At 35.7% G+C, this 21,708-nt stretch carries 9 protein-coding genes and 2 pseudogenes; 1 reads left to right on the top strand and 10 read right to left on the bottom strand.

Annotation, left to right across the window (positions count from 1 at the left end; all coding sequences use genetic code 11):
• Window positions 1-593: 593 nt before the first annotated feature.
• Window positions 594-2,075, top strand: coding sequence for a methyl-accepting chemotaxis protein (locus tag MKY09_RS03545; protein WP_340885259.1), 1,482 nt, complete (start codon window positions 594-596; stop codon window positions 2,073-2,075).
• Between the two features lie 143 nt (window positions 2,076-2,218).
• On the opposite strand, the gene MKY09_RS03540 is transcribed toward MKY09_RS03545, so the two are convergent.
• From MKY09_RS03540 to MKY09_RS03495, 10 genes and pseudogenes are all read right to left on the bottom strand, one after another.
• Entirely contained in the window at window positions 2,219-2,380 is a 162-nt protein-coding gene (locus MKY09_RS03540) for a hypothetical protein (protein WP_340886096.1), read from the bottom strand.
• 166 nt (window positions 2,381-2,546) lie between these two features.
• Window positions 2,547-4,430 (bottom strand): SEC-C metal-binding domain-containing protein, encoded by a 1,884-nt coding sequence (locus MKY09_RS03535; protein ID WP_340885261.1) that lies wholly within the window; start codon window positions 4,428-4,430, stop codon window positions 2,547-2,549.
• Window positions 4,431-4,810: 380 nt separating this feature from the next.
• A complete protein-coding gene (locus tag MKY09_RS03530) occupies window positions 4,811-10,135 on the bottom strand; it encodes a S8 family serine peptidase (RefSeq protein WP_342567596.1) in 5,325 nt (1,774 codons plus the stop codon).
• A gap of 915 nt (window positions 10,136-11,050) precedes the next feature.
• Window positions 11,051-12,460: a hypothetical protein gene (locus MKY09_RS03525; RefSeq protein WP_342567595.1), complete on the bottom strand. Its 1,410-nt coding sequence runs from the start codon at window positions 12,458-12,460 to the stop codon at window positions 11,051-11,053.
• A 66-nt stretch (window positions 12,461-12,526) separates the two neighbouring features.
• The gene (locus MKY09_RS03520) at window positions 12,527-14,263 is read right to left on the bottom strand and encodes a hypothetical protein (protein WP_342567594.1); all 1,737 of its coding nucleotides are present in this window, start codon (window positions 14,261-14,263) and stop codon (window positions 12,527-12,529) included.
• 24 nt (window positions 14,264-14,287) lie between these two features.
• Window positions 14,288-15,121 (bottom strand): hypothetical protein, encoded by an 834-nt coding sequence (locus MKY09_RS03515; RefSeq protein WP_342567593.1) that lies wholly within the window; start codon window positions 15,119-15,121, stop codon window positions 14,288-14,290.
• Between the two features lie 296 nt (window positions 15,122-15,417).
• Window positions 15,418-17,646, bottom strand: coding sequence for a hypothetical protein (locus tag MKY09_RS03510; RefSeq protein ID WP_342567592.1), 2,229 nt, complete (start codon window positions 17,644-17,646; stop codon window positions 15,418-15,420).
• 264 nt (window positions 17,647-17,910) lie between these two features.
• A pseudogene (locus tag MKY09_RS03505) lies at window positions 17,911-18,102 on the bottom strand (transposase); the annotation flags it as partial.
• Window positions 18,103-18,424: 322 nt separating this feature from the next.
• Window positions 18,425-18,562: pseudogene (locus tag MKY09_RS03500) on the bottom strand (IS110 family transposase); the annotation flags it as partial.
• Window positions 18,563-18,714: 152 nt separating this feature from the next.
• The gene (locus MKY09_RS03495; protein ID WP_342567591.1) at window positions 18,715-21,015 is read right to left on the bottom strand and encodes a hypothetical protein; all 2,301 of its coding nucleotides are present in this window, start codon (window positions 21,013-21,015) and stop codon (window positions 18,715-18,717) included.
• Window positions 21,016-21,708: the final 693 nt, after the last annotated feature.

The raw sequence follows: 21,708 nt of genomic DNA, 5'->3' as shown, positions 1-21,708 counted from the left end.
CAGGGACACACACAACTCTCTCTGCAACAGCTGCGGATTTTTATGTCATTTAATGACATGAAGTTAATAGGACTGTAAATAAAAAAGCAGCCACAGTGGTTGCTGGCTACTTTTTAGGTTGAAATTAAATTGTGTGGGAGTTGTGTGTGACACAGGGACACACAACTCTCTCTGCAACACTTAATCACTTTCGCGCAACACTTTACGTTGTCCTTGCTACATGCATACCTACTCTCTTTATTCAACACTTTGAACTACTTTGCTTTACGCTACAAAGGGAAAAATTTCATCCTAGCGGTGATAAATCCCCGTGAACGGTGATATTTTCAAAAACTCTCTCAAATTCAAATATGCAAGCGGTCACCAAGTACGAAGCGAATTGTGTGGGAATTGTGCCTGACACAGGGACAGACACACAGGGACAGACACAATTGTATCTACCGGAAACCTACCACTAACTATATAACCAGAAATAATTGAAATTATACAAATAAATAGTACTAAAACACCATGAATTTTTACCTATTTATGATATTATTGTGATATATTAAAATTTTCAAAATACTATATATAACAAATGGAGGAAAATCTCAATGCAAAGAGCACCTTTCTCGTTTAATCTTCAAAAGGTTCATCAGTTAAACTTAAAAATTACATGTTTCTTGGTCATACTGGTCTTACTTCCCATACTCTCTAATCATGGTTTTGTAGATTCAAAAAAATATATGATTACCGGTGTCATTGTTATTGCGTTGGCATGCTTAAATTATTTTTTGAAGCTCCCCCATTTGATGAAGGCAATTTTATTTGCAACCTTAAATGGAACAGTAGTATTTGCCTTATTTATACTAGATGGCTATGGAATAACCAAGCATTACTTACTTTTCATAACAATTGTGATGGCAGCCGTTTATTTTGAACGAAAAGTATTAATTGTCTATGGGCTTATTTTTAACGTTTATCTCATATTACTTTACGTTTTAGTGCCCGATAAATTTTTAGGCGTAAACAACACGTTCGCTTATTTCCTAACCACATTCTTTATTTTTAACGGAATTTTATATATGTTAAATAAATTAAATGAGTGGGGTGGCGAATTAGTTACCGAATCGCAAAAGGGTGAGCTAGAGGCAAATAAGCTACTAGAAGAAACAAAGCAATTAGTAATAATGATCGAAAAAAGCGCTCATACATTAGAAGCGGAAACAGGAGAAGTCAAAAATACATCAAATTCGTTAGCCTCTGTGAGTAATACAATTTTAGACTCCACACAACAAATTGCCGAGTCTATTCAAAGTGAGGCAGAAATGATTTTTGCAATGCATAATGTAATGCATGATTCGAAATCAGAGCTTTCGCAAACTGTGGAATTATCCCAAGAGGCAATGGAACATTCACAAAAAGTAAACGAGCAATTATCAAGAAATACGCAAAGTGTGGAACAGGTGACGAAGCACATGGGTGTATTAAGCGATTCCATGAGTATGACGGTTACTACAATGGATGAATTACAACATAGCTTACAGAGGGTGAATGATTTACTAGAGGGCATTAAAAGCGTTGCTGACCAAACGAACTTATTGGCACTGAATGCAGCTATCGAAGCAGCTCGTGCAGGTGAACATGGGAAAGGCTTTGCAGTAGTGGCAGATGAGGTTAGAAAGTTAGCAGAAGAAAGTGCAGTAACAGCATCTAAAATTACAGAAGTTACAACCCTGCTTTTCACCAAATCAGCTGCTGCTCAAGAGCAATCACTTCATGGACAAACAGCAGCTATGGAAGGACACAAATTATTAGCTAATATATCAGCAGCATTTAACAACGTCAAGGTATCAAGTGACATTTCACATACAAATGTGAAGCAGAGTGTACTGGCAATCGATAAAGTGAATGATCAGTTCACACAATTATTAGGGGAAGTTGATATGCTTTCGGCAGCATCCCAGCAAAACAGTGCAGCAACAGAAGAGATTGTTTCTTCCATCTTTGAAGAAAATAAATTACTAGAATCCATTGGTGAAGTAACAGCAAAACTTCATACATTAAGCCATGAACTAATAACGCTAACAAAATAAGCCTTCAGACAGCATTTCAAATTCTTTTGGAATGCTGTTTTTTTGTTGAAACCGGTACTAAGCTTTTCTGTTCGTTAGTAATGTGAAAGTAAAAAATAAGCCGAACAATAATTGAAATTGACGGCTTACATTTATTAATTAAACTACGGTCTCTTTTCAACAAACAACAAAATTAATGTTGCCAATGGACCTAATATAAGAGAAAGGAAAAACCAATTTAATCCCGTTCTATTCTTTCCTTGTGCAAGGCCAGCATTTATCAACGCCAATGTCCCCCAGCCTACGAAGTATTGATTATCCATCATCTGCACCCCCTATTATTGCAATCCTTTTACATAGTGTGGCATTACCCTATATCTCTAACTTTTATGAACAATCTTCTAGCTGATTTAAAGCGAGTACAACTGCTGGTAGGGACACATTCCTTCTGCAATGAATTGTGTCTGACACAGGGACAGACACAATTCCTTTTCACAACTCTCGCATATCAAATCCTTCCATAAGCGTATGAATGATCTGTGCTTCTTCTTCGCTTTTTGCTGTTATGACAGCTGATTTAGGATAAGGTTTTGGAGGAATTTGATCCATTGCAAGTAAGTAGAGTGCTAAAGGGTTCAGCTTTGCTAGTTTCTCCATTATAGGCTCTAATTCCTTTTCACTTAGCGGCTTACCTTGGGATTTACGCAACATTTTCTTCGTTTGGAAGCTTAAGAATTCGTAGGTTGCATCATCAGGATCCGGGTACATCGCTAAAACTGCCTCCGCTTCTTCCGGTGATCCGAGGTGTAGCATGGTGCTTACTAACAAGTATCGGGCACCTTGATTATCATTTGGGTTTAGCTCCATTACTTGTAGGAACTGATCCAGCGCAGCCTCGAAATTACCAAGCTCAAATTCCCAAACTCCATATGCAAACAGGGCACGTAAATATGGACGATTAGGCACGTAACCCCACGCCACATCAAATGATGAATCGAACTGTTTGTAAGCTTCTTTAATGGCTTTTTTATAAAAATCTCTTGCAACTTTTTCAGTTTTTGCTAATTCGGCCTGGTGCAGTAGGACATCTGGATTGTTCGCATCTGATAATTTAGCAATCTTCCAATAATTATTTCGAAGCTGCTCTGTTTCTGCAAAATAACCTTCATATGCGTTTAATTGAGCCTTTTCCAAATTATTTTTAGGTTTATAAGGTTTATTCATCAATTGAGATACTAATCCTTGCATCTCTTCTTCACTTTCAATTTCAACACTATTCATGTGCATCAGTAACTCCCAGTTTCGATATTCAGACAGACGAGGATATGTTCCTACCTCAAATCCAAAATTCCCCGATCTTTGACTTACGCTCGTTTCTTCTTCCAACTCTTCCCCAACAGTAAAATAGAATTCCTCTATTTCTTCAAAGTACTTTTTGACAGTAGAAGGGGAGACATCAAACATTTCAGCAATATCTTTGTTCGTCCAATCAACATTAAAGCTAAGATACTCATTCGCAAAACGTATAGCCCCCGCAACAACAGCTTCTTTTTTTCTTGGATTCGGGGAATAAGCCATTAAGTATGCAGCCAAAAGAGGTGTAAGCAACTCATCAGTCAGTTCATTTTCCTCTAAAAATTCTTCTAATATTTCTAGTATTTCTAGATGTGCAGGTGAAATCTCAGGCTCAACGTCCTCACCTTCATGTAGAATCTCAAAGCATTCCAAAAGTTGTTCTTTAAGAAATTCTTGAGGTTTTAGCTTACTCTTTTTAGCAAGTTCCCTAATTCTTTTCATTTCTCCATCAAGCATATCTTGAATAATAAGAACGCCAGTAGCAACACTTATTCCGTTAGAGCCTTTTCGATGGTCAGGAAATACTACCCCCATGATATATGACATCATGTCAAGATCTATTCCCTTTAATCTTTCCATTTCATGAACAATTCCACTGACCATATCCTGCACCAGTACCATTTCATCTTTAACGTTCGTCACTTTCCCAATAAGTATAATAGGACTTGTCCACTCTTTCAGTACTTCCGTGACAGATGCTCTCGATGACTTTTTCATTTGTTTCTCTATATAGCTTTTCCATTGTTCTTCTTTCTTTATTAATAAATAATAGTCTAATGCAAGTAGCTCGATTTGCTCCTCATCCCAAATACCTCTTAACCTGGAAGCCCATGTGTTCATCATCATATTTAACTCGAACATATCTTTTTGTTGTGGATACTCGGCGTAATAGGATTCTACTATTTGCCGTAATTCATCCTCCACCACTTTTTCAATCGACACTACATCCTTCGCGCCGTGGCATTTCTTATACTTTTTCCCGCTCCCACACGGGCAAGGATCATTGCGACCTACCGTCATCGAAATCACACCTTTTTCTTTTTATCATAACAAAGTTTATAGACTCAGGTCGATGCTTACCATGTATTAAAGATAAAATCCCTAGATTACTAGTATTAATAGCCAGGTTTCTCCTTGGCTACTTTATTAAAATGAATTGTGTCTGACACAGGGATAGACACAACTCTCTCAGGGATATAGATTTCATCAACCGGTGATATATTTCTACGAACGGTGATATATTTAAAAATTCCTCCAAGTCGGTATCAAATATCCAAATGGCCCCCAGTACGAAGCTAATTGTGTGGAAGTTGTGTGTGACACAGGGACAGACACAACGCTCCCTACCAAAAAAAGAAGCAGCAAGACGGTTACACGTCTGCTGCTTCTTTTTAACTTTCTTAACTAGCAAGTTTTTCTTCTATCGTAGAAGTAGGGACTTCAGGAAGTAGGAACAATTCGCTATTAACCGATTCAATGCCCAATTTCCCTTGTTCAGAAACTACTACGCTAATAGTAATTGTCTGCTTACCATACTTAACAGTGATTATTGTTTCTCCAATATCTTTTGCTCTTACTAGTCCACTAGTGACAGAGGCTACATTTTTGTTATCTGTAGTGTACTTAGCAGCTACCGTTACATCTCTTTCTGTTGTTTGCCCATCTGCTGATGTCGTAACTTCTGTAATAGTTAGCTGTGATTCTTTGCCTGGCTTTAATACCACTTGCGTTTTATCAGCTTTAATAGTTACGACTGGTTCTGTAACAGATACATTTACTGTTTGCTCATTTTTACCATATCCAACAGTTATAATCGTATCTCCTGCAGATTTTGCTTTTATTAAACCACCGCTAACTGAAACGACTGTACCATCTGCTACTTTATATTTTGCAGAAGATGTTACGTCTCTTTCTGTTGTTTCCCCATCTGCCGTTGTTGTTACTTCTTTAACAGTCAGCTGAGCTTCTTTTCCTTTTTCTAAATTTACTTGGTTATTGTCTACACTTAGTGTGATTTTTGGTTCAATGACCGTCACATTTACTGTAAGTTCGTTTTTGCCGTACGTAATTTTAATTGTAGTATTTCCTGCTGCTTTTCCTCTTACCAAACCATTAGTTACCGTAGCAACTTTAGTATCTGCTACTTTATATTTTGCAGATGCAGAAACATTTTTTTCTGTTGTTTTTCCATCTGCTGTTGTTGTAATTTCCTTCACTTTTAATTGCACTTCTTTTCCTGACCCTAGACTAACTTCTGTTTTATCAACAGTTAATGTTACTTCTGGCTCGGTAACTGATACATTTACAGTTAATTCATTTTTACCGTATTTTACTGTAATGGTTGTAGTGCCCGCACCTTTAGCCTTGATTAAGCCACCGCTTACCGTTGCCACTTTGTTATTGGCAGTTTTATACGTTGCAAAGCTTGTTACATCAACCTCTTTTGTTTTTCCATCTGCTGAAGTTGTTACTTGTTTGATCTTCAGTTGAGATTCCTTGCCTGGTTCCAGATTAACCTCTGATTTGTTTGTAGTCAGAGTGATGATTGGTTCTGTAACTGTGACATTTACCTTTAATTCATTTTTACCATACTTAACTGTGATTGTTGTTTCTCCTGCACTTTTCGCTATTACTAAGCCATTGCTAACAGAAGCTACATTACCGTTTGCTACTTGATACGTTGCAGATTTTGTTACATCCTTCTGCTTTGTTTTTCCGTCAGCACCTGTTGTAACTTCTTTAATAACTAGTTGTGATTCTTTGCCTGGCTCTAGATCGATTTGTGTTTTGTTTGTTGTCAATATCACTCCTGGCTCTGTAACTGTAACATTCACATTTAACTCATTTTTACCGTATTTAACTGCAATCGTTGTACTTCCTGGATTTTTAGCAATTACTAATCCTTCTTTCGCAGAAACCACTTTATTGTCCGCAACTTTATACGTAGCAGCCTTCGTTACGTCAACTGTTTTTGTTTTTCCGTCTGCTCCTGTAGTTACTTCTTTAATCGTTAGTCGAGCTTCTTTTCCTGGCTCTAAATTAAGCTCAGTTTTGTTAGCAGTCAATGTCACGACTGGTTCTATTACATTTACATTAATAGTCAGCTCGTTTTTACCATACTTAACGGTAATTGTTGTACTTCCTGCATTTTTAGCTGTAATCAAACCATTCTTAACAGTAACAACTTTAGTATCTGCTACCTTGTATGTTGCAGCCTTCGTTACATCTTGTTGTTTTGTTTTACCATCAGCAGTTGTTGTTACCTCTTTAATATTCAATTGGAATTCTTTTTTAGGCTCCAAATCAACTTGCGTTTTGTTTGCAACAAGCTTTACTCCTGGAACAATAACCACTGAATCTTTGACAGTAACTTCTACAGTCACTGTATTTGTACCATGAGTAATAGTGATTGTTGTAGATCCTTTAGCAACAGCTGTTACTAGTCCTTTGGAAACTTTTACTACACCTTCATCCGCTACTGTGTAAGTAGCTTCTGCAGTTACATCCTTATCAGTTGCTGTTCCTTCTGCTGGAGTAGAAGTTTCTGTTACTGTAACCTGAGCTGTTTTTCCAGTTTCTAAATCAAGTTTAGATGGATTAACAGCTAGTGTTACTACTGGTTCTGGTTCTGGATCAGGATTGTTATTTTCATAGATTAATGCTTCTCCTACATTACCTGCAGCATCTTGGACAACTACTTTGATAGAGTTAGTTCCTGTTGCCACTGGGAATGTGAATGACCCGTCCTGTGCTAAATTGAATTTTACAGGCGCAGCAGGTACACCGTTCACCGTTGCAACATAGGTTGCATTTAATTTTGTATTCAAATCATATTCTAATCCGTATAAATATAATTCTTCGTTATACGTAATATACTTGTCCGTTACTTTCCCGGTTGCCACTCCGTCCTTCACAGAGCCAGCGATTGCTGGTTTGGTCGTCTTAACAACGATAGGGCCTACATAATCACCAATGATTGCTCCTGTTGTTGTTTGACCAGTAAAGTCAATTGTGTACAGACCGTCTGGAATAGTTGTTGCAGGTGCAGTACCCCAAGGTTTGTACTCACCAGTAATCGGTAGCGTCCATTTACCTGCTGCAAGTGAAGTACCTGCATGTAAATAACCGATGTAACCGTCTCCATACTCCCCGCCTTCAGGGTTCATAATATCCCAAAGTTCGATATAGTTTGTTGTCACAGGACCAGTTAATGTGAATGAAAGGTTAGCTGTGTCCTTCACACCATCTCCATTAAAGGAAAGGTCTGTTTCTGTAATAGACATATCTTTAATTTCTGTAGCAGGTGCTGTAACAGTAGAAAAGTCTGCAGCAAATGGTAATGAAACCTCTGAACCTCCACCGTTAATACGGATATAACCTAGAATTTCAGATCCCTTTGGTGCTGTTGCTACTTTAGAAGCAGTCAACGTGACATTTAACAACTGCTCACCTGCTAATGTAAATGTCGGTTTATCAACCGTAACTTTAGCATCCGCAAATGTCTTTGTAACATCTACAGCTACATTATAGTTTCCACCTGTATTCTTTAAATCTTTTACTAGAATTTGTTTTGTAACAGAAAGGTTTTTGTCCTTCAAAGATTGCGGACCAAATGTGACCGTCCCTTTCAAGTTTTCAACAACTGCTCCACTTCCATCTAATACAGCTGTGTCAATTGCATAAGCAAGTACATTTGGATGAGCAGCGGCATACGCATCTACACGGCCAGCGCCTTGTGAAAACACATCAAATTTAGTCTTGTCTAGAATTTTAGCTGTATTGGAAAGAGCAACCTTTACATCGAAAGCATTCCATGTTGGATTTGCTTGTTTAACAAGAGCTGCAATCCCTGCGATATGAGGAGTTGCCATAGACGTTCCTGTTTTACGATCATAAGCTTCACCATACACAGCTTCCGGGAAGTCTGTTTTGTACATAGGTATTGTAGACATAATGTTTGTACCAGGTGCACTCACATCAGGCTTAATATCAAAGTTAGGAGTGGAAGGCCCACGTGAGCTTGAGCTGTTCACTTCATCCCCAGTAGTTTGTTCAGATCCAAAGTTCCCGAATGAAACTTTCCCTGTTCCGTTTACTAACGCTGCACGAATTGCGTCCCCGTCTGTTTGAGACATATCAAACGTTGGGATAAAGTCAAAAGAGTCTCCTAAGAATGTTCCAGAGGCATTTGGTGCATTGGTACCTCCCGCAAAGTTATGAATAATTGCTCCCTTCGCCCCGTTTTGCTTTGCATATGCAATTTTATCGACAAATGCAATCCCACCACGAGAAACAAGAACAACTTTACCTTGAACATCTAGTCCATTGTAATCTTTTGCTTCCCCATTTCCAGGTACAGCAACTAAATCAAATTCACCTTGAAGCTGAGTAGAAACATCTGTACCAAAAGTTGTGCCCATCAGTTGTAATTGCTTTGTTAAATTATATTCACCAACCGTAACGTTCACTTGTCCATTATGCATTGTTTCTGGATTAGTAGTGTTACCAACAGCAATTCCTAATCGAGCAGTAGCAGGAGTTCCCATAGTCCCACGGTTAGGACCTGAATTTCCTGTAGCAATTACGGAAATAGTACCTGCCATCATTGCATTATTAATCGCAAAAGATCCACTATCTGTTTCAGAGTTAGCTCCCCCACCAAGAGAAAGGTTAATAACATCCATTTTTTCCACTACCGCAGTATCAATAGCTTTAATGATACCTGAAGTAGATCCACTTCCGTAGGCACCTAATACACGGTAAGCATATAAATCTACTTTTGGTGCAATTCCCTTGATTCCAAACTCATTAGCCCCGATCGCTGCGATTGTACCAGCAACATGTGTACCATGAGATGTATAGAATGAGCTTCCATTTGCATTAAATTCAGGAGTTCCAGCAGGACGTTCGGAAGGTAAAGTTTCCGACGCATCATTGTCTGCACGAGGTCTTGTATACGTAGATGAATTAGGTATGAAATTCTTTCCACCCTTGTAGATGTTAGCAAACTCTGGATGGTCTGCATCAATACCCGTATCTAGTACTGCAACCTTAATGCCTTGTCCTTCTATTCCTTCATTCCAAAGTCTTTCAATGCCAAGAAATGAAATGCTTGTATTCATCTTTGCATCTATTTTTCCCTCTTTTTTAATAGAAGAGGAATTAACAGTTTTCGTTTTTTGAGGTGCTTCCGATGCATAAACGATTGCATCTGGCTCTACTAGCGTTACACCCTTGACTTCTAATAGTTTTGGTAGGTCTTCCGCTTTAACTACAGCTGCAAAGCCATTCAAAACCGTATCAAATGTATATCCTTGCTTCATTGTTATCTTTTTAAGGTTAATCTCTTTTTTTACAGCTGTTTGTTGAGCTTTTACATTACTTCTAATTTTATTTTCTTGGGCAGCAGAGAATGATTTTCCCTTTAACTCGCTAATCCCCTTTTCTAGAGCAACTGGTTTTTCGGATAAATGTATAATAACAGCAACTTCCTGATTACCCGAAAGCTTTTGTAAATCTTTGTGCAGCTTTGGTCCATTAAGCGATAAACTTACTTGTTCTGCAATTGCCGCCTTTAGCTCCATTGTACTTTCACTTGGAATGTTTGGCTTGAACTGCTTTTTCTCTCCATTTGCAGATGCAGTCATCATTGGACTGAACATCGTTAAGACCATAGCTAGTACCAAAAACACTTTAAAAAACTTATAAACTAGTTTTTTCTTCACTTAGTTTCCCCCTATTAAGTACAAATGTTATTTCCTCTATAGCGTATTTGTGACAATCGTTCAGCTAATGTCTTTTAATAAGGATCGCACCCTTCCTATTAAAATAAGTATCAAATGTATAATTTAATACCTACCAATCTATGTGCTTGCCTCTATTTATATGATTTAGAATATGAAAAATTAGTTATCTTTATTTGAAAATTTTACATATGAGTTTTGAATTTAGTATGACGTGGGGATAAGAAAACGATCACTTTTTTGCATTATTGACAAGCAATTGGCATAGCTTTACCAGAGGCAACTTGGATAAATGTAATACATTTTTGTAGCTTTGATATAGGAACTTGTATCTAAATTTTTGTCCTACCTTGAGCAGTGTTATATGCGTTGCATGTCATGAAGTAATTACTGCATTCTTCTTCACCTCCCATCAACTCTGTACAAAAATCTTGAGCATTATTATTTTTGTTTTTCATTGTTACTACATCTAGTTGCTTCTCTTGCCTACTGCAGTTTTTGGTTTAGGCCAATCCTGACAGGAACTTTCGCTTAAATGCCATGCGTCAACAGTAAATCTTTATTCCTAATACCCCTATTAAAATATACAAATATTTCAAGAATAAATAAATCACATTATTCCGACAATTAACTTCATTTTCATTCTCTTCTTGGAAAATCCCTCTACATTCGATTGTTCTCGACAGCAACCTATGTATTATTCTGTAAAAAAAGCGAGGAAAGTTTTTTATAAGACTGGTAATTTTATAGCCTCTATTAGATAATATGAACACGAAAAATCAATTTTTAAATAAAGGCTGCTCAAATGGGTATATACAAAAAAGCAGCCTGGCATATACCGGCTGCTTCCTTTTTTAATGAATGGTGTGGAAATTGTGTGTGACACAGGGACATACACTAATCGATAATCTCTTTATCTGTCGTTAATTGCTCAATATTTAATATATACATCTCACCATCTATAACTTTTACGGTGTATCCCTTTGTTTTCTTATAAATGTAATTATCTTCATCCGAGTAAAAATAAAATACTTCGGCTGTTTTTACATAGAGTGTTTGGGCATCTACTGCCTCTACTCCCGTAGCTGTATTAGACTGAAACTGATACTTGTAATAGCCATCGATTTTACCGTGGTTTTCTATTTCCTTCATATAAATAGTTTGCGCTTCACTTCCTGCCGGAAAAAAGGATGATATATAGGAGTAATCTGCATAATTTAAAGCATATTCAAATTCATTCCTAAATGAATCAATATACTCTGCAGCCGTTTCAGCATACATGTCTACAAGCTGTTTCTTTTCTTCTGTTGCTAGTTGATTTGCACGGTCAATTTGTAGCTTTTCTTGTACATGCGCGAATTCAATATGAGTATTGTCTGACGTAACCTTAACAGGTGTTCCCTTTAGGACGTTTCCATCCGATCCTTTTATTTCTGCCGAAAGCTGGATAGTACCATCAAAAGGAAATGGTCCAATAGTATTTGTGTCTTTTATTAATTTTTCTGTAGTTATGTTATTAATCGATAATACTGCCTCTTCTACATCGGATGTAAGGGATACCATCCCGGCTTCTAGTGGAGGAATAAATCTGTATGTATTATCTCCCTCTCCTATTACCGCCATATCACCTGAATCCTCAATCACTGCATATTCACTTGGTACAGTAGCTTTCCAAGCGTAAGTACCTGGCAAAAATTTACCTAGACTTTTAACCTCTCCTTGCTTACCTGAAACATCTAACTCTCTTACTGCTAGAGAAGTTTTATCTAAAGGTAGCTCTACATGAACCTCAATCGGTTTTAGATTGAATGATATGCGGTCATACAACCCAAAAAGGATGGAGTCATTTGTGACAGACAAGAATTTATTACCAATGGAGTCATCTATTATATTGGATAATTCATCATTTTCTAGAATAGTTACTTCTTCAAGGAGTTTTTCACGTAAGCCCTCCCATCCCTCAGTCTCTACATACGAATAAAAACCCTCTGGATCACTCACTACTTCATCTGAAAACGTAAAATAAGATAAAAATTCTTCCTTCTCACCTTTTAAAAATGCTTTGTTCATCTCTGCAAGATGCCTGGATGCATCATACTTCCATTGTAAAAAGTAGTGTCCTCCAATTAACGCAACGGCGATCACTAGAACAGAAGCATAACTTAACCTACGCCTTTTGCGTTGCCTTGATGTCAATTCCTTCTTCAATGGTTGAGTCATTTCTGCTGATTCGAGCTTTGCACCACAATTTAAACAAAATCTCTCTTCCCCACTTATAAGTGTTCCGCAGTTTATACAGTTCTTCACTCATTTCCCCTCCTATACAAGAAGCAGCCAATACGACGTACTGACTGCCCTAAAAATATGCCTTATTTAAATTTCCTTTGTAGAGACTAGCTGGTGCACAAGCCAACGATTATCCACTTTTTTTACAAGGGTAACTGTATTGTATTTCTTATCCTGCTGACTGTCTGGATAATAAATTGTAAACGCTTCAGTCGTCGTTACCTCATATGTATTATTGCCTTTATCAACTACATTCGTTACGACTGAAGATATATAGTCTTCCTTAATTCCTTTTTTCTCTAACTCAAAAATATAATCAATAGATTCCTGTAGCTTAGGGCCATCCTTTGACAAATAATCCTCGACAAACTCGATATTTCGATTATTGATAGCAGCTACCCCGTAGTAGGCATAATCCTCCATGAAATCTTGTAGCTCTTCTTTCATAAAAGCAATCTTCTCTGTTTGAAAACTTTCCTTATTAGGCTCATAAATTGTTTCTGAACCTAAAAGTGTTTCAGTAGAGACGATATCTGACCAAGTATTTTGCACAGAGTGTACATTCCACTTATTATCTTTTGAATCATAGCTAAGATGAACCTTATTTTTGTAAATCTCATTTTGTAAATTTGGTGCTTCCTCCAATGAATATAATGATTCTTCAAAGCTATAAGCCACATCTAGAGATATAATAGCCTCATTCTCCACTAAACCAATAGAGTTCCAATTGATGTCTAATTGTTTAAGCTTACCCTTGAAATACCGTTGATTATCAATTAAGTAATCAATTTCTCCTTCTTGAAAATCCTTTTTAAAATTCGTAGATGCAGTTGTCAATACAGTTGTTGTTTTACTTGCTTTCGCATTTGCAATTTCTTCTCCTAGCGTTAGCAAGGTAGAAGATATAAGTTCTCTTTGTTTTCCAGAAACAGGAGCTACTTGCACTTCAAGATAGCTTCTATCGACCGGAAATGCTGCTGTAGTCGTTTCTCCCCATGGAAGCTGGGCAATTACCTTTGCTTTTATACCCCCATCTAGCAACAGTGGTCCAAATGAATCTGTAACACCGTTCTCATTTACTGGATACGAATTGTCATTGATCACAATTTGAAGTTCCTTCATCATCATAGCATCATAATTATCCACCGCTATTACGGCATGCGAAACTGGTAAGTTAGATTCCAAAAAGCTAGGATTAGATATATCACTTGTCAAGTAAAGCTCTTGTTTACTAGAAGAGTTACCAAAATTGTTATTTAAATTGGTTGACACAGTATAAATTCCCGGAGTTAGCGGACCAAAAATAACCCCGTCACTATCTTGCTTCATTGGAGCTTCCATTTGGTTAAACTCGAAGTGGAGTCCTTCAAAAATCTCTCCCGTATAAACAAACTGATCCTTGAGTTTAATGTGATACTGTTGGAATACACCTAAGAATTTCCCACTAGGTTCAATCGACGTTAATGGGTCAATTATATTTTTCCCATCTTTTTTCACTAAGGAAAGCAATGCTTTAGCTTCCCCTTTTTTAATAGAAGAACCATCCTCATGAACAGTTAACTCTATTAATCTATCTACCTTTTCTTCAGATAAGGCTTCCGTATAACGCTTTATAGTGGATTTCTCTGAATAGTAGTTCGATGCCCATAGAGAAAATCCAACAAGTATAACCATTACTGCACCAATCATACTTCTTATAACTATCTGTTTCTTTGTTGTTATTATTTTCTTTTCTTGTTGATCCGAAAATCTTGTACCACAATTTGTACAAGCAAAATCATTATTTTCTATTTTATGACCACATTCTTGGCAAAACCTGTCCATACGAACCCTCTTTCAAATATATGTCTAATAGTCTGTAAAGTAATTTAAATATTGACCGATTGTTGAATCTGCAATGACAGAAATAAAGATGCTGTAAAGAATACAAACAAGAACGATATATAGAAGATATCCATAATAGGAATCAATGCCCTTCGGACTATTAGAAAGTAACCTTGACATAATATAAAGTGGAATGACTATAAGAATTATTAGGAAAGAAATGACCAAAATAATATTTCCATATAAATATGACTTGATTAACATTAAAAACAATCCAAATAAGGATAGTAAAATAACGGATAAAATATGTGCTCCATAATAACTGATTAACTCTTTCCAAGAGTCGCCGGATCCAAATGCCTTACCTACGATGAACATACTTAATAGAACGATAAATACGGTAAATAAAATAAAAAAGACTATACTGCTAAAAATAGATAAGAAAGATGGACCTACATATTCATTTTCAAATAAACTACCTACACTCCCAAAAATGGATGATGTGATACTTTGAACAAATCCATATATCGCTAACCCTATGATAGCTGCAAGGATGACTATTGAAATCATTCCATTTATAAATTCTTTATTCCCAGCAATAAAGACTTTTGATGGGTTTTTAACAAAATTAAGAAAAAAAGACCAATAAGCTTTTGATTGTGCCTTCACTTTTTCTACATGTACGCTTGGTTGTACCTGTGGAGCGACTGGTTGTGAAAAGGAAGGTCCTTCCTGACTGACTGTTTCCGTAGTAGCTGATACTTGTTCACTGGAGACTGATACCCCCAATAATGAACCGCATTTCCCACAAAATTTTCCCGTTTCTTGGCTTGTGCCACACTCTAAACAATTTTTCATTTTTTCCTCCTAGACTTTTCATAAAAGCTCACTTAAGAACCATCTATTAACATGTCTTTAGATATAGTTTTAAAGTTACCGATAAAACCATTAACATATAAAAATGGAAAACTTAAGTAATTCTATATAACTATATCATATTTTGTCTGGATATGAAGAACAATGTTTTAGTTTGTTGAAAAATAATGAATTTTAGTTTAAAAATGTTATCACCTTATATTTCATTGAAGAAAAATAAATAACTCTGCGAACATAAAAAAACTCCAAAGATTATTCTCTTTGGAGGCGTTGATCTTTTAGTATTTAGTTATTATTAATTTAGAAGGTATATTTATATCGAATTCATAGGAATTCGTTACACCACCCACTGCGACCACTTCTAAAGGACCTTGTAAGCCTGATTCTTTTCCTTCTTGCAGAATATCTCCAGCTAACTTATCATCTACGGTTGCTCCAATTTTTACTTTGAACCCGTTAGTAGTTTTAGAGAATAAGTTACCGTTCTTATTGTTACTGTATTGAATGGTTGTTCCATCTTCATCTTTTAGGGTAATATACGAAGAATTAGCTATTACTGCGTTGTCTCTGAATACAAAAGAATTCGCACGAGATATCGGTGCAATAGTAAACTCTATTTCTTCATTAGTGATATCTTTATCTGGTGTTTTCCCCTCAGATACTGATTGTAGATTAAAAGGCCCTTCAATTACTCTAAATAACATTCCACTATTAAAAGTTGGAGTTGTTTTACCAGCCGGCTGTTGAATTATATAAAAATCATTTATACCATTTTGTTCAATATTCGTTCTATATTTCCATGTTCCAGCAGAGCCTATTTTCACTTTACCAAGGAGAGCTCCAGTATTCTTAAAGAAAAATACTTCATAGTTCGGCTGACCTGTCCCTGACAATTCAATTTGATTACCTATCATGCGGTAGCCAGAGGAAGTTTTATACCCAAATTTAGTATCCAATAGTAACGGTACTGAGTAGTGATTTACTGATATATTGAAAGAAGATGATGAATTTGTTTGATAATTCCCGTTAACAATATCTTCAATATTTAACGCAGCTTTAAAAGTATCTAAAGATACCGCTACATCTTCATTTTTATAAGTATCTGTGTAACCCTTCAAAATATATTTGAAGCCGTCTGAGGTTACAAAGTAATTATTAGCATTATCTATATAGCGAACTGCTTTATTTGATATAGTACCTGTTTTTGCAGGTGCATAGAAGTTTAAAGTAGGTGATGTTTGTGTGTCAGCCACTCTATTATTTTCTAATCTATTAAAGGTGATTACTTTATCTAATGCTGGCGTATTTGCGTTGCTCGCTGTAAAGGTAACGTTAATAGTACCATTTTTATCAGGCATTACATTCACACTTTTAGATCCGGTAATGTTATTTTCTATCCCGTTAATCGTAAGTATTTTTAATCCAGTGGGGATATCAACTTTAACTGTACTATATCCATAACCAGAAAAAGTGCCTGTTAATGCTAGTACTTCTGAAGTGTCTCTATGTTGAATTGTAGAATTACCCATTTGAATAGGAATGATGGTTCCTGGTGCAATGAAGCTAGCGGTACTTCCTTTATACTTTACTGAATACTTCACACTTGGAGTTTGAGCTGATGTGGTTAAGGTTACCGTTAATCCATCTCTACTTAAAGTGGCATTCGTAATTAACAAAGAATTATCGACAGTAAATTCGGAAGTTTGTACTGATGGAATAGCTCTATTCAACTTTAAATTAAGTGTTGTATTATCTATTCTAGTAATGGAGGTAATTTCGATAGGTAAAGCATTTGTCACGGATGTTAAGCTACTTTGAAGTCTACTTTCCCATTTTAGAGCATTGGCATCTAATATCGCTTGAGCTTCATATATTTTTCTAGCTGCTTCTGCTTGTTTAGATAATCTAATATCTTCAGCGGCTCCTTTAGTGAGCATATGAACCGTTACATCATTTTTCAGTTCATTAATCAGCTTCTCAGCAGGACCCTTAACTACGTTTCGAATTCTATCTCGAGTAGATTGTCCATACACTCTGTCTAATAAAATTGTTTGCTTACGAAACTCTGCAGTCATTTCATGATATGTTTTTTCCACTAAATCAAGATTATTTGCTGAAACGGCTGCCGAAAGTGCAATGGTTTTTTCATTAATTTTTGTACTCGCAGTAATTGCATCTAAGTATCCTTGCGCTCTTTTTAATTGTGTTTTTGCTTCAGTCAATCTAAGATCATACTTCAATTGGTCAGAAAAGCTTAGCTTTTTTATTTCTTTCTCAGCATTTGCGATAGCAGCTTTCGCTTCATTAAATTGACTCCATGGCTGAGTGACCCCATCAGCCGAACCTTCTATTGAGATTGCCCATTTTAAAACAGTACTTGAATTTTGGACATTCGTCATTAATTGGTCAATGTTACTAGCTGCGTTTGCTTGGTGTGGTGCGATTGAAACAATTGCTGATGCTGCTAATGCGGTAGCTACAGCAATTTTTTTAGTTTTGTTGTTCATGACATTTCTCCCCTTTACAACTCAATATTTTGAAAAATGATATTACTTAATCAATTTAATTATATAGTTTTTTTAGAATTTTAACATATAAGTTACTAAAAAATTTATTTTATTATGTAGTTTAACAATGAGTTATTGAAACTTACTCACCATTAGATAATAAGTGTTATAAATTTTTATGAAAATATATTTCATATTAATTAATATAGCACTAACAATTCGCTTAATACTTAACTTTTTACAGGACATAAATCTCTATAAGTAACGAAAATCATATGCGTTATACTTCATCACTTTCGTTTTATTATTAATGCCCTCCAGAAAGCCATTCGAATAACCAAAACTAAAACTATTTATTATCTCAGTTTGCCAGTTTTTAAAGGTTTGAATAGCTTTTATAAAGGCTGGAATTTCACTCTCCTCTACCTTACGGTAAAAAGCTTCTAATTCTTTTTGGCTATGTTAAAGGTAAAGGTTGATTTATAGTGGAATGGTATAGTCTGAACAAGAAATATTTGATAATACTGTTAAGAACGAGAATAATACACTTAAACTTACTTTGAGGTGTATAAGATGCCCATATTAGTTGATATCGCTAATTTAATTGATTATCCGACTGAACAAAAATAGTATATTTCAATTAACCCTGCTAATAGTTTGTCAATATTTTTCATATAAAAGATTAATAATCTCATGATATACTAAAAAAGCACATGCCAAATAACCTTTCTCTAAATTCATTTTGGAAGTTTTTGGTAAGTTGGTATAAATACAGTTTCTATGCTATATCATGGAAAGTGGTTTGGTTTTTTAGTAAGGAATAAATCCAGAGTAAGAGCTTATTTACACAGGCATTAATCGCTATTCCAAAGGGTTTTCCTTCTTCTCGTTTCTTGTCGTTTTTTATGCGCAATTGTAGGAAAACCCCAACAAATATTATAAACCAAAATTTTTTCATTTTATTTTTGCAGGAATATGCTTAAAATCTTATTAAAAATAATTTTTGAATGATTAAGAAAAACTCCCTTAGACTTATGTCTAAGGGAGTCAATTTATTTATAAAGTCTATTAGTCTAATGTAATATCTTTAGATTGAGATACATTCCAAGTCAAGTTGTCTTGGTTTGTTATGCCAGTTACAGCATGTAAATAATGGTTTGATCCGCCAGTTTGAGTAACTAATACACTATTAAATTTATCATTAGGAGTTACAACACCGCTGATATAGAATTTAGTTTTAGTTAAATCAGTAGCAACTGGTTTTACAGAATAGACAATAATATCGCCTTCTGAGTCTTTAACTGAAATTGTAGCATTTGCTGCAATTTTTAATTGGTTATTTGTTAAAGCTGCATTAATTGGCGTTAATGTAATAACGTCATAAAGACTAATTCTATTATCTGCTACTGCAGAGAAGTCTGTGTTTCCATCTGCTAATTCTAGACCATTTGTATCAGCAGTAAAGTACTGTTTCCAGATTGTTTTAGTTACAACTGGAGCTGTTACTGTTGCTGTACCTACTGGACGAGTAGTTACCGTAAAATCATTTTTACCTGCATTATCGTCAGTTAAATTTAAAGAGTTAACAACCCAAGAACCATTTGAAGCTACAGTAGTTGATGCTACAGGTGTACCTGTTGCAACAGTACCTTTGTAAACTTCAATGATATGTCCAGGTTGGCTAGTTCCTTCAAGACGAGTTGCGTTTGTATCAACTGTTAATACAGATTTAGAAGGATTTGTTACTTTTAATGCTGCATCTGCAGTAACATCTGTATTTATAACAAAGTTAGAGATACCAGCTTTATTATATTCATTAGCAGCGTTAACAGCGTAATTAAACGTTACAACATCATCTTTTGATAATGCTTTTAAGAAATCTGCTTGAGTAACTTCAACGTTTTTGAAAAAGAATTTATCGTTTGAATCAAAGTTGTATTTTTTATCATTTAAGTAAATGAAACCATTCTTTTCATCAACGATAACTGTAGTAGCAGCACCTGAATAATCTCCAGTTGCCAACTCCCAGAATGTTACTGTTGGAGCAAATTTCTTAGAACCATCTTCTACTCGAGTAATCTGAGGTAGTACTGTAGTAGTAGTAGTTGTAGCACCATCTGCAACAACAAATGTTACTTTACCATTAACTGCATCAGCTACATAAGTTGCTACAGCTGTACCTGTAAGATTTACACCATTTACAGATTTGATTACAGCATCAGAAGTAGTTATTGCTGCTTCATCTTCATCTAAAAGATCAATTTTAACTTTACCAGTGTAAAGTGTACCATCTGCTTTAGTTACATTTACCGTATATGAACGTTCTCCACCAGAATCTAAGTTTGCAGCATCAGTTTCAACAACATTTAAAGTTGTATCTGAAGCAGCTACTGGAGTTTTGAAAGATTTACCTGTCGCTACCCCTTGGTAAGAAAGTGCATATTCAGTGTTAGTTTTTTGTTCAGTAGTTGTTAAAGTAACCGTTTTACCGTCTGCAGCAACAGTCGCTGATTGAACGATTAAACCATTAGAGAATGTAAATTGCCCTGCTGGAAGCACAGCATATCCAGGTTGGATTTTAGTAGAAAATTTAAGAGTTACCTCATTTTTATTATTACTAGTAACAGTTAGAACCGTTAACGGAATAGAAGCTTCTACATCAGATACTGATTTTTGAAGAGCTGTCTCCCATTTAAGTACATTTGCATCAAGAATAGCTTGTGCATCTGTTAGGTTTTTAGCTGCTTCTTCAAATTTACCAGCTTTAGCATTTGATGCTGCTGATTTTGCAAGCATATTAACAGTTACTTCATTTTTTACGTCTGCAACTAATTTTTCGATAGATGGTTTAACTTTATTACGGATTTCATCACGTGTAGATTGTCCGTATACGCGGTCTAAAAGAGCTGCTTGTTTACGGTACTCAGCAGTTGCTGTGTGGTAAGCTGCTTCTACTTTTTCAATATCGTTAGTTTTAATAGCAGCATCTAAGCCCGCTGTTAAAGATTTAATTTTTTCACTTGAAGTGATTGCATCGATGTAAGCTCCAGCACGTTTAACTTGTAGTTTTGGTTCAACAAGTTTAGCGTCTGTGCTTAATTTTTCAGATCCTGAAAGTTTTGCTGCAGCTTTTTCTGCATTAGCAATTGCTTTTTTAGCTGCATTGTAGTGATCGTATGGACGATCTACAAAGTTAGCAGAACCCTCTACTGAAATAGCCCATTTAAGAACTGTACCTGCATTTTGTGCGTCTGTGATTAATTGATTTACGTTTGTTGCTGCATCTGCTTGTTGAGCTGGTGCTGCTGCAACGAATGCTGAAGCTGCTACTGCAGTTGAAGCTGCAATTTTAATAGCTTTTTTCTTCATAAACTTGTGATCTCCCTTCGCTTGTGTGTTGCTTTTTTTGTAGTGTGTAAATGCGGTCGCCTGATCGCGTCCATTATCATCACCCTAACAATATATGAGTATACCCAACTCTTATACTAAAATCAACCAATAATATAGAAAGTTTACCAGTTTTTTTAAAGAATGATGTTATGAAAGCACCAGTGACTTCATTACACTTTCCATAATACAGTAACATTACCATTTATGCTAGTCTTTTTTAGAATTTTTTCTTTTTACAATATAGTTTGATAGATTTCTGTTGCCTACCATTTATTAGGATAAGTCTGATTAAAAAAATAATTTTATATTTTTTATAAAAAGGCGTGCATTTTTCCAAATATATGTTATGATGTTCAGTATAGAAGGTTACTTATAAATGTGTAACGCCGTAAACTTGTTTGTACATTAATTAGTGTGCAGCCTTCTACTTCCTTCGTTTTATCGCTCAAGAAAAGAAGCATCTGATCTTCGGATGCTTCTTTTCTTATTTTACCGGACAATATATAATTTCCAATCTATAAAGAAGCATCGACCCGTTTTTTGGTCGATGCTTTTCTATTTTCTGGTTATCTTTTTGTGCTATGACCTTTTGTGTTTTTCTTGATTTAAACCATTTTTAACCAAAACTCTTCTATTAGATTAATAATTATATGACTTAATGGAGGTGGTTTA

The sequence above is a fragment of the Psychrobacillus sp. FSL K6-4046 genome, assembly GCF_038624605.1.
In the GTDB taxonomy this organism is placed as follows: domain Bacteria; phylum Bacillota; class Bacilli; order Bacillales_A; family Planococcaceae; genus Psychrobacillus.
This window is presented reverse-complemented; position numbering and strand designations above follow the sequence as displayed.